We start from the raw sequence: 17,074 nt of genomic DNA, 5'->3' as shown, positions 1-17,074 counted from the left end.
AGGACCGGGCCGCGGCTATTCGCCGCCGCCCAATTGGTGAACATAGGCCGCGACCGCACGGATTTCGGCCTCGGACAGGCGGTCGGCCCAGGCGGGCATCACGCCGAATCGGGCGTTCATCACGCTTTCGGTGATGGCTGCACGGCTGCCGCCATAAAGCCAGATCGCATCGACCAGATTGGGCGCGCCCTGTTCGCGCATCCCCTTGGCATCCTCGCCATGGCAGGCGGCGCAATTGTCCGCAAAGACCGTCAGCCCCTCGGTCGCCTTGGCCGCATCATGTTCGGCGCTGGACAGCGACAAGACATATTCGACGACAGCCTCGATCTGGCCACGCTCCAGAATGCCATCCTTGCCAAAGGCGGGCATCTGGGAATAGCGCGCATCCGCGTCGGTGGTGTTGCGAATGCCGTGGCTGATCGTCAGCACGATGTCGTCGATGCTGCCGCCCCAAAGCCAGTCGTTGTCCAGCAGGTTCGGATAGCCCTTGGCCCCCGCCGCCCCTGCGCCATGGCAGGTGGCACAATTGGTGCGAAACACCGCCGCGCCCGCGTTGCGGGTAAAGTTCGCCAGCTCCGGATCGGCCGCAATGCCCCCCAGATCGGCGGCGACCAGCTTCGCCTCCAAAGGCGCATTCGCCGCGTCAAAGGCCGCGATTTCAGCCGCGACATCATCCCTTGTCGAAGTGCCGATAAACCCCCGTGTCGCATGGGTCAGCATCGGCCAGGCGGGATAGGCAATCGTATAGCCAATCCCCCAGACAATCGTCAGGTAAAAGGTCCACAGCCACCAGCGCGGCAGCGGGTTGTTGAACTCCTGAATCCCGTCCCATTCATGGCCGGTGGTTTCAGGATCAGGCTTTTTCACAACGGGTTTACGGCTCATTTTGCCCCCCCTTTCTGGTCGGGCGCGGCCACGGCGGGCCGATCTTCATGACGGAACGGAATGCTGGCGGTTTCCTGATGCACAGCGCGCGATCCGGGCCGGAAAGCCCAAAGCACCGTCCCCAGAAAAAACAGCGTCATCGCAATCAGAAACCAGCTGTCCGCGAAATGGCGCAGGATCGAATACATATCCATCTCTTGCCCCCCTCAACGCATCGGATCAGGCTGGAAGGTCGAAAAATCGACCATCGTGCCCAGAACTTGCAGATAAGCCACCAGCGCATCCATTTCCGTCAGGCTCGCCTGCCCATCGAAATTGGACACCACCGCCTTCGGATAGCGCGCCATCAGCCCTTCGGTATCGGCATCGGGATTGGCCTGCGCCATGAAATCCGCCGCCGCTTCCGCCAGCATCTCATCGCTATAGGGCACCCCCACCATCCGGTCGGTCTCCAGCCGTTCCACGATGAATTCCGGCTCGATCACCCGATCCATCAGGAACCCGTATTTCGGCATGATCGATTCCGGCACCACCGATTGCGGGTTGATCAGGTGATCCACATGCCAGGCATCCGAATACCGCCCCCCCACACGCGCCAGATCCGGCCCCGTCCGCTTTGACCCCCATTGGAACGGATGGTCATACATCGACTCCGCGGCCAGCGAGTAATGCCCATACCGCTCCACCTCGTCCCGCATCGGGCGGATCATCTGGCTGTGGCAGACATAGCAACCCTCACGGATATAGATATCCCGCCCCGCCAGCTCCAACGGCGAATAGGGCCGCACCCCTTCCACCTTTTCGATCGTATTCTCCAGATAGAACAGGGGCGCGATTTCCACGATCCCCCCGATCGTCACCACGAACAGCGAACCCGCCAGCAGCAGCGTCGCATTGGTTTCAAGGATCTTGTGTTTGTCTAGAATGCCCATGGTCCGGCCCCCCTATTCAGCCGGAACCGCGACCGACACGGCACCGCGCTGCGGTTGCCGGGCGACCGTGGCCCAAAGGTTATACGTCATGATCAAGGCCCCGGTCAGATACATCACCCCGCCCAAGGCGCGGACGACATACATCGGGAATTTCGCCGCCACCGTGTCGCTGAACGCGTTCACAAGGAAACCCTGCGCATCCACCTCACGCCACATCAGCCCTTCCATGATCCCCGTGACCCACATCGATGCCGCGTAAAGCACGATGCCAATTGTCGCCAACCAGAAGTGCCAGTTGACCAAGGACAGCGAATACAGCCGCTCCCGCGCCCACAGCTTCGGCACCAGATAATACAGCACCCCAAAGGTGATCATCCCGTTCCAGCCCAGCGCCCCCGAATGCACATGGCCGATGGTCCAGTCGGTGTAGTGGCTCAAGGAGTTCACGGCCTTGATGCTCATCATCGGCCCTTCAAAGGTCGACATCGCATAGAAGCCGATGCTGATCACCATCATCCGCAGGATCGGATCGGTCCGCAGCTTGTCCCAGGCCCCCGACAGCGTCATCAGCCCGTTGATCGCCCCACCCCAGGACGGCATCCAAAGGATGATCGAAAACACCATGCCCAAGGTCGCCGCCCATTCGGGCAAGGCGGTATAGTGCAAATGGTGCGGACCGGCCCAGATATACAGGAAGATCAGCGCCCAGAAGTGGATGATCGACAACTTATAGCTGTAAACCGGACGCTCCGCCTGTTTCGGCACAAAGTAATACATCATGGCCAGAAACCCGGCGGTCAGAAAGAACCCCACCGCATTGTGCCCATACCACCACTGCGTCATCGCATCCTGAACGCCCGCGAAAACCTGCACCGATTTGGAACCCCAGATCGAGACGGGGATCGACAGGTTGTTCACCACATGCAGCATCGCCACTGTCACGATGAACGACAGATAGAACCAGTTCGCCACATAGATATGCGGCTCTTTCCGCTTTAGAATCGTGCCCAGGAACACCAGCAGATAGGTCACCCAGACCACGGTCAGCCACCAATCCACCAACCATTCCGGTTCCGCATATTCTTTGGACTGCGTCGCCCCCAGAATATAGCCGCTCGCCGCCAGCACGATGAACAGCTGATAACCCCAGAACACGAACCACCCGGCATTCCCGCCCCAAAGCCGCGCCGCACTGGTCCGCTGCACGACATAAAAGCTCGACGCGATCAGCGCATTGCCGCCAAAGGCAAAAATCACCGCCGAGGTGTGCAAGGGCCGCAGCTTGCCAAAGTTCAAATAGCCCTGCGCCCATTCAAAGTTCAGCGCCGGAAAGGCCAGCTGAAACGCGATGAAGGTGCCCGCCAGAAACCCCACCACGCCCCAGACCACCGTGGCAATCACCCCAGCCCGCACGACGCCATCGTTGTATTCGTGGGAAAGGTTCGGCTTTTCCTCATCCGTCTGGCGCAAGGTCCAAAGAAAGGTCAGACCGGCCGCCAGCATCACGGTCAGCATATTCACCTGATAGGCCAGATCACGCGCATAATTGGCTGCAATCGCCGCCCCCAGGGTGATCAACCCCAGTATGATCAGTTTGAAATAATCCCACATGACGGGCCGTCCCTTCCTTGGCAACAATCAAGCCGCCCCGATTCCATCGTGCAGACGGACCGGGGGCATCTTGACCCCCTTCTGTCACGCCGCTGTGAGGGGTGGCTTTGATCTGCGTCAAAGCAGTCAGGGGAACCTCGGCGCACCCTTGGGCGTCTTCATCCCAAATGACAGGAGGTCGCCATGGCCTTTAAATCCCTGCTCGTCGTGCTGACCGGCGCGTCCGACGCCAGCGAACCCTTGGACGCCGCCATCGGCCTTGCCCGCGCCGATGGCGCGCATCTGGATGTGCTTTGCCTGGGCATCGACCGAACGCAGGTTGATGTGATGGGAATCGCCGGTGGCGGCGTCATCGTCCACGCGTCCTTGCTGGATCAGGTGCGCGAGGCGTCGGACAAACTGGCCGCACAAGCCACTGCCCGGCTTCAGGCCGAAGACATCCGTTGGGCCGTGGAAAAAGCCATCGCCCCCATGGGCAACATCGGGCAAGTCGTGGGCCAATATGCCCGCTTTGCCGACCTGCTGATTTCCGCCCCGCCGCTCGGCCCCCGTGGCGGGTCCGAGGATGAGGCGGTGGTCGAGGCCGCCTTGTTCGATGGCCGCATCCCCGTGCTGATCACGCCCAAGGCCAGCAGACTGCCCCTGCCCGGTCTGCATGTGATGATCGGCTGGAACGACGGGGATGAGGCTTTGGCCGCCGTCCGCGCCGCCCTTCCCGTACTGCGGGGGGCCAGCGAAGTCTCGATCGTGGTGATCGACCCGCCGGTTTATGGCGCAGGCCGGTCCGATCCGGGCGGGGCCTTGGCGCAGATGCTGGCGCGGCATGGCGTTTCCTGCAACATCATCGTGCTGGCCAAGGGCAGCGATCCAGTGGCCGAAACCCTGCTGCGCCAAGCCCGCGAAAGTGCGGCGGACCTGCTGGTGATGGGCGCCTACGGCCATTCCCGCCTGCGCGAAACCCTGCTGGGCGGGGCCACCCGCGACATGCTGCAAAAGGCCAACCTGCCCGTGCTGATGGCGCGGTAGGCCGGGGCTCGCCTGGGCTCTCGCGGTCTTTGCCAACAGCCAATTCTGGTGCAGGATGCCCCGCATGGGAACCCATGCGGGGTCTTCCCGTTGATCCCTGACCGATCCGCCTTTGCAAGCGAAAGGACGCGCCATGGCCATCGCCAAGAACACGATCTGCCTTTGGTATGAAAAAGACGCCGAGGCCGCCGCCCGGTTTTATGCCGAAACCTTTCCCGACAGCGCCGTCCTCGCCGTTCATCGCGCGCCGGGCAATCATCCTTCGGGCAAAAAGGGCGATGTGCTGACCGTCGATTTCACCGTCTGCGGCATTCCCTGCATGGGCCTCAACGGCGGCCCGATCTTTCCGCAGTCCGAGGCGTTTTCCTTTCAGATCGCCACCGAAGATCAGGAAGAAACCGACCGCTACTGGAATGCCATTGTCGGGAATGGCGGGCAGGAAAGTGCCTGTGGCTGGTGCAAGGACAAATGGGGCCTGAACTGGCAGATCACGCCCAAAGCCCTGACGGAAGGGATGGCCGCAGGCGGGGCCGAGGCGGAACGAGTTTTTGCCGCGATGATGGAAATGGGCAAGATCGACGTCGCTAAGATCGAGGCGGCGCGGCGGGGATAGGTTGGATCCAAGGCGTTAACCAAGGTGATGCCGCGAAGAATGAGATTCGGGGTTTTCCAGCCTATTCAGCGGGGTAATCAGGATTTCACGCGTGAAATCCTATCCCATCACCCCATCATCCTGCGCCTCGTCCAGCAGCCGGTCAAAGTCCGGCACCGTGACATGACGGTTCCCATCCAGATCGATCACCCCGTCCTTTTTCAGCGCGGAAAACTGACGGCTGACGGTTTCCAAAGTCAGCCCCAGATAATCCGCCATCGCCTCGCGGGTCAGGACCAGATCGACATGAACCCGCCCCTCGGGCTTTTTGACCGACAGCTCCGCCTCACGCCGGGCCAGGATCACTAGCAGGCTCGCAATCTTTTCCCGCGCCGTCTTGCGGCCCAGCAAAAGCATCCACTCCCGCGCCGCCTCCAGCTCGTCCATCGTCTTGTCCAGCAGGGTCTCGGCCACATGGGGCATGGTCTGCACCAGCCCTTCAAACGGCTTCCTGCGGAAACAGCACATCAAAACATCCGTCACCGCCGTCACGGTATAGCCCACCGTCGAACGCCCCGGCCGGCCCAGAAAATCTGACGGCAGCAACATCCCCACCATCTGGGTCCGCCCATCCTCCAGCGTCCGCGTCAGCTTGGCCGTGCCGAAGACAACGGAGGCGACGAATTCCAAAGGATCACCCGCCCAAGCAATGGTCTGCCCCGCCTCAAAACTGCGATAGTATTTCATCTGGTCCAGCTTTGCGATCTCATCGCTGTCACAGCGCGCGCAAATCGCACGGTGGCGGATCGGGCAATCCCCGCAATGGATGGAAAGGTTGGGGATCACTTGCTGGTTCACGGGCTGGGGTTCCACATCCGTTGACGGGCAGGTCTTGCCCAAGGATAGACCGCGCGGCGAACAGGCGCAACCGCAGGAATGACCGACCAAGGTGCCAGATCACGCTTCGGTGTGGGCCCGACGCCGCGCTTGACGCCAAGGCCCCCACCCCGCCACAAACCTGCAACCTTGCTTTTCATGGAGTTGCTATGCGCCCCCTGTTGATCGCCACCGCCCTTGTCGGCAGCCTTTCCCTGCACGCGCAGGCCGAGACCGCGGATGGCGCGGCGCTGATCGGGCAGGATTGGGCCAAGATTGCGGAAATGGCCAAGGGCGGCGAGGTGAACTTTTTCCACTGGGGCGGGTCGGACACGATCAACCGCTATATCGTGGAAAACATCGGTGGGCGTTTGCAGGCCGAATACGGGATCACGCTGAATTCCGTGCCGGTGGCGGATGCGGCCGAAGTGGTGGCGCTGATCGCGGCGGAAAAGCAGGTAGGCAATGTCGATGCGGGCACCGTCGATCTGATCTGGATCAACGGCGAGAATTTCAAGGCGATGAAGGCCGAGGGATTGGCTTTCTGCGGCTATGTCGAAACCCTGCCCGCGAATGCGCTGGTGGATTGGACGGATGCCAGCATCGCCCATGATTTCGGCGTGCCGGTGGAGGGATGCGAGGTGCCATGGAACCGGGCGCAGTTCGCCTTTGCCCATGATAGCGCCACCCTGGCGGAACCGCCGCAAGACATCGCCGCGCTGCTGGACTGGATCAAGGCGAACCCCGGTCAATTCACCTATCCGGCCCCGCCGGATTTTACCGGATCGGTGTTTGTGCGGCATGTCTTTTATCATGCGGCGGGGGGGCCAGCGGCCTTGATGGGGCCGTTTGATCAGGCAAAATATGATGCGGCGGCGGCAAAGACCTGGGCGATTTTGAACGAGATCGAGCCCTTCCTTTGGCGCCAGGGCAAGACCTATCCGACGACGGTGGCGCAGTTGAACGACCTGTTCGCCAATGGCGAGGTGGCGCTGACCTTCAACTATGATGCAGCGCAGTTCGGGCAGGCGGTGGATGCCGGGATTTATCCAGATACGGTGCGGAGCTATGGGCTGGCGGATGGGACGATCGGGAACACCAACTACACGCTGATCCCGTTCAATTCGCCGAACAAGGCGGCGGCGATGGTGGCGCAGGATGTGCTGCTGTCGTGGGAAGCGCAACTGGCCAAGGCCGATCCGGCGGTCTGGGGGGCGGCCACCGTGCTGTCGATGGATCAGGCGGGAGCGGAACTGGCTGCACAGTTTCAGGCCTTGCCGCAGCATCCCTCGGTCGTTTCGCCAAATGAGCTGGCAGAGTTGGCCCTGCCCGAATTGCAGGCCGACTGGATCGCGGCCATCGAAAGGGGCTGGATTGCCGAGGTCGGCCAGAAGTGAGGACGGCCCCGCCCTTGTGGGCACTGCTGCCCGCGCTGTTGGTGTTGGCGGGCCTGTCGGGGGGCGGGCTAGCTCTTGCCTTGGGCCGGGTGGGCTGGGCCGATTGGGCGGCGGTTCTGCCCGATGGGCGCGTCTGGGCCGCGCTGGGGTTCAGCCTGTGGATCGCCTTGGCCTCCAGCCTGCTGGCGGCGGTTCTGGGGCTGGCTTTGGCGATGCTGCTGCGGCAGTCGTTTCGCGGGCGCAGGGTCGTGGGCGGCATGGTCGCCGCCAGCCTGACCCTGCCCCATGCGGTGGTGGCGGTGGGGATGCTGTTCCTGTTGTCGCAATCGGGTTGGCTGTCGCGGCTGGCCTTTGCCTTGGGCCTGACCGATGCCCCAGCCGATTTCCCGGCATTGACCCATGATGGCTGGGGGCTTGGCATCATTCTGCATTATGCGTGGAAGGAGGCGCCCTTTGTCGCATTGGTGCTGCTGGCCGCGTTGCGGGGGCGGATTGTCGAACAGGAACAGGCGGCGCGTTCCCTTGGCGCGGGGGCTTGGGGGGCGTTCCGGCATGTGACTTTGCCCGCCTTGGCCCCGGCCCTGCTGGGGGCTTCGGTCATCACCTTCGGCTTTGCGCTGGGGGCCTATGAAGTGCCCTTGATCCTAGGGACGCATGATCCGCAGGCCCTGCCGGTGCTGGCTTGGCAGGCCTTTGCTGATGCCGACCTGACGCGCCAACCGCAGGCGGTGGCCATGGCCCTGCTGCTGACGGGGGCGGCGGCGGCCCTACTGTTGCCGCTGCTGTTCTGGTTGGCAAGGGGGACGCCATGAAACGCTTGGTGCCGCTTTCGGGTGCGGCGGTCAGTCTGCTGCTGATCCTGCCGCTGCTGCCCTTGATCTTTAGGTCCATCGCCCATGGCTGGCGCTTTCCGGATCTTTGGCCGCAGCAATTTAGCCTGCGCGCCTGGGCCTTTGCCTTTTCCTCTGGCGCGGGCACTGGCCCTGCCTTGGCCGAGACGGTGATCATCGCCCTGATGGTGGCCCTGATTTCGGTGGTGGTCGCCCTGCCCCCGGCCCAGCTGATCGGGCAACATAATTTTCGCGGCAAGGGCCTGCTGCTGGCCCTGATCGCCCTGCCCCTTTTGCTGCCGCCCTTTGCCGCGCTGATGGGCCTACATGGGTTGTTCGCGCGGCTGCATCTGACCGGCACACGGACGGGCGTGATCCTTGCCCATCTGATTCCCGCCCTGCCCTATGCCATTTTCATCCTTGCCGCCCTCTTTGCCCGCCTAGACCGCGGCTATGTGGCCCAAGCCCGCAGTCTGGGGGCCAGCCCTTGGCAGGCCTTTGTCCGCGTGACTTTGCCGATGATCCGACCGGGGCTGATGCTGGCCTTTGCCCTGACCTTCCTTGTTTCTTGGGGCCAATATGCCCTGACTCTGATGATAGGCGGTGGGCGGGTCGAAACCCTGCCCTTGCTGCTGTTTTCCACCCTGTCCGCCGGACGGAACGATTTGACGGGGGCCTTGGGCCTGATCTACATCCTGCCGGGTTTGATCATCCTTGCCCTGACGGTGCGGAAATGAGCGTTCGGGTCGAATTGCGGGGGCTGACCAAAGGCTGGCCGAAGCGCCGCGCCTTGGACGGATTGGACCTGACGCTGGTGCCAGGAGAGATCACCGCGCTGCTGGGGCCGTCGGGCTGCGGCAAGACGACGGCGCTACGGATTGTTGCGGGGCTTTTGGCGGCGGATTCGGGGGATGTCTTCTTTGACGGGGTCGATCAGGCCCCCCTTCCGCCGGAAAAGCGCGCGGCAGTGATGGTGTTTCAAAACGGATTGCTGTTTCCGCAGATGAATGTCGCCGAAAATCTGGGCTTTGGCCTGCGGATGCGGCGGGAACCGGCCGCGCGCATTGCGGCCAGCGTACACGCGATGCTGGAAGCCCTGCACCTGCCCGGTTTTGAAAACGTCCGCACTGATCAGCTTTCCGGTGGGCAGGCGCAGCGCGTGGCCTTGGGCCGCGCCCTGATCCTGCGGCCCAAGGTTTTGTTGCTGGACGAGCCTTTGGCCAGTCTGGACCCCCATCTGCGGGGTGAGATGCAGTCCCTGATCCGCGATTTGCAACGCCAGACCGGCGTCACGACGCTGATGGTCACGCATGATCAGGCCGAGGCCACGGCCTTGGCCGATCACATTGCCCTGATGTTCGACGGTCGGCTGCGCCAGCAGGGCATGGTGCGGGATTTTCTGGATCGACCTGCCGATGAACAGGTGGCCCGCTTTTTCGGTGGCTGCAATTTCATTGCGGGAACGGTCGAGGGCCAGATATTCCAGAGCCCCTTTGGCCCGCTGACCCTGCACCACCCAGCGCCCAACGGCCCCGGCCTGCTGACCATCCGACCTGAAGCCATCGGCCTGGGCGATGGGACCAACCCGGTCCGGGCCAGGCTGTTTCAGGAACGTGATCTGGGCGCACAAAAACGGCTGGAACTTATGGCAGGCGACATTCGTCTGACTGCCGTTCTGCCGACAGGCGCGCCTGTTGCAGGGGACATGCTGTTGAACCTGCCCCCCGCAGCGCTTTGGGTTATTCCCGTTCCCAGATGACGGGCTGGGCCACGAACTGCGACACGCCTTCGGCCCGCCGTTCGATTTCCGATACCAAGGCCCGCGCCAGAAAATCACCCGCCTCGGACACGTTTTCCCGCACCACAATCACCTCGGGCCGGAAACGGTGCAGCAGACCGAACGCCTCTTTCGCGACCGTGTCAAAGTCCTTGCCCAGTTTCAGCCCCACCGCCTCGGCCGCCGCAATCGCCGCCATCGCGGCGGTCGTCGAGCCGCACAAGATGCCGTCGGGCCGATCCTCGCGCGCCATCCTGACCCGCATGACATTGTCGATATGGGCGGCAAGGTTGTCCGAGGTCACATCCTCTAGCACCTCGATCGACAAGCCCTCTTTGGAAGCGGCCTGTGCAAAGCCTTCGATCATGTGCCGCCCATAGCTGTGTTCCGGCGGCGGGGCCAGAATGGCCAGCTTGCGCCGCCCCTTACCCAGCAGAACCTCGGCCCCCAAACGCGAGAAGTTCTCGTTGTCGAAATCGAAATAGGTATGTTCGATCCCCATGTCGGTCCGTCCATGCGCCGCAAAGGGAAAACCATGCGACGCCATATAGGCCACCCGGGCATCGTTCGGCTTGGTCTGGTTGATGATGATCCCGTCCGCCGAGCCGGTTTCCACGATATAGCGCACCGGCTCCATCGGATCCTGATCCGGAAAGAAGGGCATCACCACCATGTGATAGGGCGTGCCCCGCAGGGCCGCCGCCACCGAATAGATCAGTTGCGAGGTGTGGTTCATCACATCCGCCTCGGTCGAGAGCACCAATGCGATGACATTCGTCTTGCCCGTCCGCAGGCGCACCCCCGCCCGGTTCGGCTGGTAGCCGACGCGTTTCGCCACCTCGCGCACCCGGCGCTTGGTTTCCTCGCCGATGTCAGGGGCATCTTTCAGCGCCCGGCTGACAGTGGCTATGGCAAGCCCCGTCTCAAGCGCGATCGTTTTCAGCGTGGGGCGTGGCGGTTCCACCACGATTTCCGGATCGGATCCGTTCATTCCCGCCCCCCCACCCGCAATACAAGAACAGGCCCCCGCGGCCCAGCAACACCTTGATCTATCAACACTCACGCACCTTCTTACACACCAGTTTCTTGCAGCAAATCTTGGAACCTTCTGATTCCTTACCTTCTACAATGATGTGCTTGTAAACGCGCGCAAGCGAAAAGATCGTTTGAAAGGTATTACTACAACGATATAGGGAATCACTATATCGTTGTAGAGCCGGAGACTTTTATGAGAAGCGGAATTCGCGGGGCTTCGTTGCTGACTTTGTCGTTGCTGCCGCAGGTCGTGCAAGCGACCGAATTGGAAGTCACCCATTGGTGGACGTCGGGCGGAGAATCAGCGGCCGTGGCCGAATTCGCCAAGGCTTTTGATGCTTCGGGCGACCATTGGGTGGATCAGGCCATCTTTGGTTCGGGGGGCACAGCGCGACCGATCATCGTCAGCCGGATCCTTGGGGGCGACCCGATGGGAGCGACCCAGTTGAACCACGGCTTGCAGGCGCAAGAATTGATCGACGCGGGGGTCTTGCAAGACATCACCGATGTGGCTGAGGCCGAAGGTTGGCGGGACATCATCCAGCCGGTGAGTCTGCTGGACAGCTGCACGATTGACGGCAAGGTCTATTGCGCGCCGGTGAACATCCATTCCTGGCAATGGCTCTGGCTGTCGAACGAGGCCTTTGAAAAGGCCGGCGTTCCGGTGCCAACAAACTGGGACGAATATGTCGCCTCGTCCGATGCCCTGCGGGCGGCGGGTATCCTGCCGTTGGCGGTGCCAGATCAGCCGCGCCAAATCGGCGGGTTGTTCGAGGTTCTGTCGATCGCGATTGCGGGCAAAGAAGTATGGGCCAAAGTCAACGTCGACAAGGACGAAGCCGTGGCGGCGGGCCCCGAAATGGCCAAGGTCTTTGAAGCCGCCGACATGGCGCGCGCCATGTCCAAAGTGCCAGAACGCATTGACCAATGGAACCACGCCACAAAACTGGTGATCGAGGGCAAGGCCGCCGGGCAGATCGTGGGCGATTGGGCGCAGGGTGAATTCCAAGTCGCGGGCCAGACAGCAGGGCAAGATTACACCTGCCTGCCGGGACTGGGTGTCAACCGAATCATCTCGACCGGGGGGGATGCCTTCTATTTCCCAACCAACGATGACCCCGACATTACAGCCGCCCAGAAACGCCTGGCCTCGCTGCTGGTTTCGCCAGCGGTTCAGGTGGCCTTCAACCTGAAGAAGGGCTCACTGCCGATTCGGGGGGATATCGACCTGGCGAGCGCAAACGATTGCATGAAACAGGGCCTCGACATTCTTGCTTCGGGCAACATCCTGCCCAGCGGCGACATGTTGTTGTCGCCCGAGACCAATGGTGAGATTGAGGATCTGCTCGTCGAATTCTGGAATTCGGACCAGATGACGGCGACTGATCTTCAGGCAAAATACGCGGAAATCATTGCGAGGGCACAATAGTTTTTAGGCGAAACAGGCCTGCACCTTGGCCCCGCCGTGGCAACTGCCCGGCGGGGCTTTCATTTTCTTTTCGCGGAGGCGCGGAAAATGTTTGCGCAAACATGAAACCCCGCTAACATTCGCTTGAGGACAAAGATTTGATGCACGGGCGGCAGTTTTCCGTGCATATTCGGTGACAGCGGTGTGATTCTGGGAAGGTCTGCTGGAACCCTTGAAAAGCTGCACAATCGGGGCAAACTTGGCTTGCCCTTAAAAACTATAACGTTATAGCTATCACGCCATAACGTTTCATGTCTGGGAGGACTATATGAAGAACTTCAAAATCGCCGCTGCGCTGTTCGCTTCGGTTGCGCTGCCGATGTCGGCATCGGCCACCGAATTGGAAGTGACCCACTGGTGGACCTCGGGCGGTGAAGCCGCGGCCGTGGCCGAATTCGCCAAAGCGTTCGACGCTTCGGGCGACAAGTGGATCGACGGCGCTATTGCCGGTTCGGGCGGCACCGCGCGTCCGATCATCATCAGCCGCATTCTGGGCGGTGACCCGATGGGCGCGACCCAATTGAACCACGGTCGGCAGGCTGAAGAGCTGATCGAAGCCGGCCTGATGCTGGACCTGACCGAAGTGGCGGAAGCCAACAAGTGGAAGGAAGTCATCAACCCGCCGAGCCTGCTGGACGCCTGCACGCTGGACGGCAAAATCTATTGCGCCCCGGTGAACATCCACTCGTGGCAGTGGATCTGGCTGTCGAACGCCGCCTTCGCCAAAGCTGGTGTTGCGGTTCCGACCAACTGGACCGAATTTGCCGCCGCAGCGCCGAAACTGCGCGAGGCCGGGATCCAGCCGCTGGCAATGGGTCAGCAGCCTTGGCAGTCGTCGGGCGCCTTCGGCGTGTTGAACGTCGCCATCGCCGGTCAGGACGTGTGGCTGAAAGTCAACAAAGACAAGGACGAAGCCGTGGCCGCCGGCCCGGAAATGACCAAAGTCTTTGAAGCGGCTGTCGAAGCCCGCGAAATGGCGAAAGGCTCGAACGTCCAGGACTGGAACCAAGCGACTAACATGGTTATCACCGGCGCAGCCGGCGGCCAGATCATGGGTGACTGGGCGCAGGGTGAATTCCAGGTCGCGAACCAAGTGGCCGGCACCGACTATACCTGCCTGCCGGGTCTGGGCGTGAACAAGATCATCTCGACCGGCGGGGACGCCTTCTACTTCCCGCTGAACGACGATCCGGAAGTCACCGAAGCACAAAAGCGCCTGGCCGCCCTGTTGGTCTCGCCGGAAGTGCAAGTGGCGTTCAACCTGAAGAAAGGCTCGCTGCCGATCCGTGGCGACGTCGATCTGGCTGCTGCCAACGACTGCATGAAGCAAGGTCTGGAAATCCTGGCTTCGGGCGCGATCATCCCGTCGGGTGACGAGTTGCTGACCCCCGACACCACTGGCCAGATCGAAGACCTGATGGTCGAATTCTGGAACTCGGACACGATGACGGCGGCTGACGCGCAAGCGAAATACGTCGAAATCATCGCTGCCGCAGAATGATCCGGCGTTAGGATCGCAGGCCCGGCCGGAAACGGTCGGGCCTATTTGTCTACCCGCTTTGATGATACGCTTGCGGTCAAGGTGGGAAGTACCCAGGGGGAAATCGTACAATGGCCGATACCGGCATTTCTTCGTCATCCGGGGCGCGCGGCGCGCCGGGTTCCGTTGCCACACAGGCAACCTTACCCATCGCCCGCAAACCCAGTCGGCTGTTCCGCAACCTCGCCTCAAAGATCGCGCTTGTGCCCATGATCCTGACCGTTCTGGTCATTTTCGTTGGCTGCACCATCTGGACGGTGGTCCATTCCTTTACCAGTTCCAAGCTGCTGCCCAAGCTGGATTTCGTAGGCTTGGCCCAATACGAACGGTTGTGGGGCAATGACCGTTGGATGGTTTCGATCAAGAACCTTGCCGTCTACGGCACCTGCTCCATGATCTTTAGCCTGGTCATCGGCTTTACGCTGGCCGCCTTGCTGGACCGCAAGATTCGGTTCGAGAACACCTTCCGCACCATCATCCTTTACCCTTTCGCCCTGTCCTTCATCGTGACGGGGCTTGTCTGGCAATGGATCCTCAACCCTGACTTCGGGATTGAGAAAGTCGTGCGCGATCTGGGCTTTGAATCCTTTGTCTTTGACCCGCTGCATTCCGACCAATTTGTGATCTACGGCATCCTGATCGCCGGGCTTTGGCAAGGCACGGGCCTTGTCATGTGCCTGATGCTGGCGGGCATCCGCGGCATCGACGAAGACATCTGGAAGGCCAGCCGGATTGAGGGGATTCCCGTCTGGAAGACCTATGTGCAAATCATCATCCCGATGATCCGCCCGGTGATCGTGACCTCGGTCGTGCTGATCGCCAGCGGTATCGTCAAGGTCTATGACCTCGTCGTCGCGCAAACCTCTGGCGGTCCCGGCACCTCCAGCCAAATGCCTGCGCTTTACGTCATGGACCGCATGTTCAAGGATCAGAACTTGGCCCAAGGCTTTGCCGCATCCACCATGATGTTGGTCGCGGTGGCCATCATCCTGATCCCTTGGGCCTATCTCGAATTCGGAGGCAAGAAGAGCCGTGGCTGACGCAACCGCAAACACCCCTGCCGTGGGCATCGGCCCCGGCCCGCGCGGTGCCAAACCGCGCAATGCTTTCGCGCCCCGCAACATCATGCTGTATGGCACGCTGATCATCGTGGCGATCTATTATGCCCTGCCGCTGTATGTGATGATCGTGACATCGCTGAAGGGTATGCCCGAAATCCGTATGGGCAACATCTTTGCCCCGCCGCTGGAGGTGACGTTCGAGCCTTGGGTCAAGGCCTGGTCCACCGCCTGCACCGGCATCAACTGCGATGGCCTGTCGCGCGGCTTCTGGAACTCGGTCTGGATTCTGGTGCCTTCGGTGGTCGTGTCGATCACCATCGCCAGCGTGACGGGCTATGCCCTTGCCAACTGGAAGTTCAAGGGATCGGAGTTTTTCTTTGCCGTCCTGCTGATCGGGGCCTTCATCCCCTATCAGGTGATGCTTTACCCCATCGTTCTGGTGCTGAAGAATCTGGGCGACGGGATCAGCTTTTTCACCGTGGCCCTCGGTTTGGGTAAGGTCCAAGTCTATGGCACGCTTTGGGGGTTGGTCATCGTCCATACCATCTTTGGGATGCCGATCCTGACCCTGCTGTTCCGCAACTATTTCGCATCGCTGCCCGAAGAGCTGTTCAAGGCGGGCCGTGTCGATGGGGCTGGTTTCTGGGGCATCTTCTTCCGCATCATGCTGCCCATGTCCTTGCCCATCTTTGTGGTGGCCATGATCTTGCAGGTGACGGGGATCTGGAATGACTTCCTGTTCGGGGTGATCTACACCAAGCCCGAAATTTATCCGATGACCGTTCAGTTGAACAACATCGTCAACTCGGTCCAGGGGATCAAGGAATACAACGTCAACATGGCGGCGACGCTGCTGACGGGTCTGGTTCCGCTGATCGTCTACTTTGTGTCCGGCAAACTTTTCGTTCGCGGCATCGCCGCCGGTGCTGTGAAAGGCTGACCTGAAATGAACACCATGACTGCTGTGAATACGGAATCCTCCATCTCGATCCGTGACCTGACGCTGAACTTTGGCGCGGTGCAAGTGCTGAAACGGATGGATCTTGAGGTGGCACCCGGCGAATTCATCGTGCTGCTGGGGCCGTCGGGCTGTGGCAAATCGACGCTGCTGAACTGCATCGCGGGCCTTTTGGACATCACCGACGGGCAAATCTGGATCAAGGGCAAGAACGTGACCTGGGCCGAGCCCAGCGAGCGGGGCATCGGGATGGTTTTCCAATCCTATGCGCTGTATCCGCAGATGACGGTGCGGGGGAACATGTCCTTCGGCCTGAAAAATCAAAAGATGCCGCAGGCGGAAATCGACGCGCGGGTGGCCCGCGCCGCCGAAATTCTGCAAATCCAGCCCTTGCTGGATCGCAAACCGGGGGCCCTGTCGGGTGGTCAGCGCCAGCGCGTCGCCATCGGACGGGCGTTGGTGCGGGATGTAGACGTGTTCCTGTTTGACGAACCCCTGTCGAACCTGGACGCAAAGCTGCGTTCGGAACTGCGGGTGGAAATCAAGCGGCTGCACAACAAGCTGAACAACACGATGGTCTATGTGACGCATGACCAGATCGAGGCGCTGACGCTGGCCGACCGGATCGCCGTGATGCGCGGCGGGGTCATTCAGCAATTGGACGAACCGCAGACCATCTATAACCGCCCGGCAAACCTGTTCGTCGCAGGCTTCATCGGCAGCCCGTCGATGAATTTCATCCACGGTGCGGTCAAAGGCGGCAAGTTCTATGCCGAGGGGATCGTGGTCGATCTTGCAGGTTACGAAGGCGGCGCGCTGATCGACCGGCCCAAGGCCATTCTGGGCCTGCGCCCGGAACATCTGACGGTGACGAACACCGCCGTCGCGGGCAAAACCATCGCCGCCACGGTCGAGATTGACGAAAACCTTGGGGCCGACAGTCTGCTGTGGCTGAAAGCCGGAGACAACCAGATCAGCGTGCGGATTCCGGTCGAAGACCGGCTGAACGCAGGCACGTCAGTGCATCTGGAGGTCGATATGTCCAAGGCCTCGATCTTTGACGCGGAAACCGAGGCACGGGTGTAA

Annotated in this window: 17 protein-coding genes; 11 read left to right on the top strand and 6 right to left on the bottom strand. The window is 61.4% G+C overall.

Going from position 1 to position 17,074, the window contains the following annotated elements:
• Positions 1-15 precede the first annotated feature (15 nt).
• From ccoP to ccoN, 4 genes are read right to left on the bottom strand one after another with little or no spacing between them, the layout of a single operon-like run.
• Complete coding sequence (gene ccoP, locus IE095_RS13305) at positions 16-885, bottom strand: cytochrome-c oxidase, cbb3-type subunit III (RefSeq protein ID WP_189412163.1); 870 nt, start codon at positions 883-885, stop codon at positions 16-18.
• Positions 882-1,079: a cbb3-type cytochrome c oxidase subunit 3 gene (locus IE095_RS13300; protein ID WP_189412162.1), complete on the bottom strand. Its 198-nt coding sequence runs from the start codon at positions 1,077-1,079 to the stop codon at positions 882-884. Before IE095_RS13300 ends, ccoP begins: the two co-directional genes overlap by 4 nt.
• 12 nt (positions 1,080-1,091) lie before the next feature.
• Positions 1,092-1,817, bottom strand: coding sequence for a cytochrome-c oxidase, cbb3-type subunit II (gene ccoO / locus IE095_RS13295; RefSeq protein WP_189412161.1), 726 nt, complete (start codon positions 1,815-1,817; stop codon positions 1,092-1,094).
• Between the two features lie 12 nt (positions 1,818-1,829).
• Complete coding sequence (gene ccoN / locus IE095_RS13290; protein ID WP_189412160.1) at positions 1,830-3,428, bottom strand: cytochrome-c oxidase, cbb3-type subunit I; 1,599 nt, start codon at positions 3,426-3,428, stop codon at positions 1,830-1,832.
• 183 nt (positions 3,429-3,611) lie between these two features.
• On the opposite strand from ccoN, the gene IE095_RS13285 reads away from it, so the two are divergent.
• Positions 3,612-4,454, top strand: coding sequence for a universal stress protein (locus tag IE095_RS13285; RefSeq protein ID WP_189412159.1), 843 nt, complete (start codon positions 3,612-3,614; stop codon positions 4,452-4,454).
• 133 nt (positions 4,455-4,587) lie between these two features.
• On the top strand, positions 4,588-5,067 hold the full coding sequence (locus tag IE095_RS13280; RefSeq protein ID WP_189412158.1) for a VOC family protein: 480 nt from the start codon (positions 4,588-4,590) through the stop codon (positions 5,065-5,067).
• 99 nt (positions 5,068-5,166) lie between these two features.
• Here the strand turns inward: IE095_RS13280 and fnrL are convergent, their stop codons facing one another.
• Positions 5,167-5,904, bottom strand: coding sequence for a transcriptional regulator FnrL (gene fnrL, locus IE095_RS13275; protein WP_229804794.1), 738 nt, complete (start codon positions 5,902-5,904; stop codon positions 5,167-5,169).
• Between the two features lie 188 nt (positions 5,905-6,092).
• On the opposite strand from fnrL, the gene IE095_RS13270 reads away from it, so the two are divergent.
• The 4 genes from IE095_RS13270 to IE095_RS13255 are packed head-to-tail and all read left to right on the top strand — an operon-like array spanning position 6,093 to position 9,908.
• The gene (locus IE095_RS13270) at positions 6,093-7,319 is read left to right on the top strand and encodes an ABC transporter substrate-binding protein (RefSeq protein WP_189412157.1); all 1,227 of its coding nucleotides are present in this window, start codon (positions 6,093-6,095) and stop codon (positions 7,317-7,319) included.
• 14 nt (positions 7,320-7,333) lie between these two features.
• Positions 7,334-8,131, top strand: a complete 798-nt coding sequence (locus IE095_RS13265) for an ABC transporter permease (protein ID WP_229804779.1) — start codon at positions 7,334-7,336, stop codon at positions 8,129-8,131.
• Positions 8,128-8,886, top strand: a complete 759-nt coding sequence (locus tag IE095_RS13260; protein WP_189412155.1) for an ABC transporter permease — start codon at positions 8,128-8,130, stop codon at positions 8,884-8,886. Before IE095_RS13265 ends, IE095_RS13260 begins: the two co-directional genes overlap by 4 nt.
• Positions 8,883-9,908 carry an ABC transporter ATP-binding protein gene (locus tag IE095_RS13255; protein WP_189412154.1) on the top strand — a complete coding sequence of 342 codons (1,026 nt, stop codon included), beginning with the start codon at positions 8,883-8,885 and terminating at the stop codon, positions 9,906-9,908. Before IE095_RS13260 ends, IE095_RS13255 begins: the two co-directional genes overlap by 4 nt.
• Here IE095_RS13255 and IE095_RS13250 read toward each other — a convergent pair.
• Positions 9,889-10,917: a LacI family transcriptional regulator gene (locus IE095_RS13250; RefSeq protein WP_189412153.1), complete on the bottom strand. Its 1,029-nt coding sequence runs from the start codon at positions 10,915-10,917 to the stop codon at positions 9,889-9,891. The two genes, IE095_RS13255 and IE095_RS13250, sit on opposite strands and share 20 nt — an antisense overlap.
• 237 nt (positions 10,918-11,154) lie before the next feature.
• Between IE095_RS13250 and IE095_RS13245 the strand changes: the two genes are divergently transcribed.
• The 5 genes from IE095_RS13245 to IE095_RS13225 all read left to right on the top strand — a co-directional run bounded on the left by IE095_RS13245 (position 11,155) and on the right by IE095_RS13225 (position 17,074).
• Positions 11,155-12,390 (top strand): ABC transporter substrate-binding protein, encoded by a 1,236-nt coding sequence (locus IE095_RS13245; protein ID WP_189412152.1) that lies wholly within the window; start codon positions 11,155-11,157, stop codon positions 12,388-12,390.
• A gap of 307 nt (positions 12,391-12,697) precedes the next feature.
• Entirely contained in the window at positions 12,698-13,930 is a 1,233-nt protein-coding gene (locus tag IE095_RS13240; protein ID WP_189412151.1) for an ABC transporter substrate-binding protein, read from the top strand.
• Between the two features lie 248 nt (positions 13,931-14,178).
• Positions 14,179-15,009, top strand: coding sequence for a carbohydrate ABC transporter permease (locus IE095_RS13235; protein WP_229804793.1), 831 nt, complete (start codon positions 14,179-14,181; stop codon positions 15,007-15,009).
• A complete protein-coding gene (locus IE095_RS13230; RefSeq protein ID WP_189412149.1) occupies positions 15,002-15,970 on the top strand; it encodes a carbohydrate ABC transporter permease in 969 nt (322 codons plus the stop codon). The genes IE095_RS13235 and IE095_RS13230 overlap by 8 nt, the downstream gene beginning before the upstream one ends.
• A gap of 6 nt (positions 15,971-15,976) precedes the next feature.
• Positions 15,977-17,074, top strand: a complete 1,098-nt coding sequence (locus tag IE095_RS13225; RefSeq protein ID WP_189412148.1) for an ABC transporter ATP-binding protein — start codon at positions 15,977-15,979, stop codon at positions 17,072-17,074.

Source organism: Neogemmobacter tilapiae (assembly GCF_014652215.1).
GTDB lineage: Bacteria > Pseudomonadota > Alphaproteobacteria > Rhodobacterales > Rhodobacteraceae > Neogemmobacter > Neogemmobacter tilapiae.
Note: the sequence above shows the minus strand (reverse complement) of the source record. Positions and strands in the feature narration are given on the sequence as shown.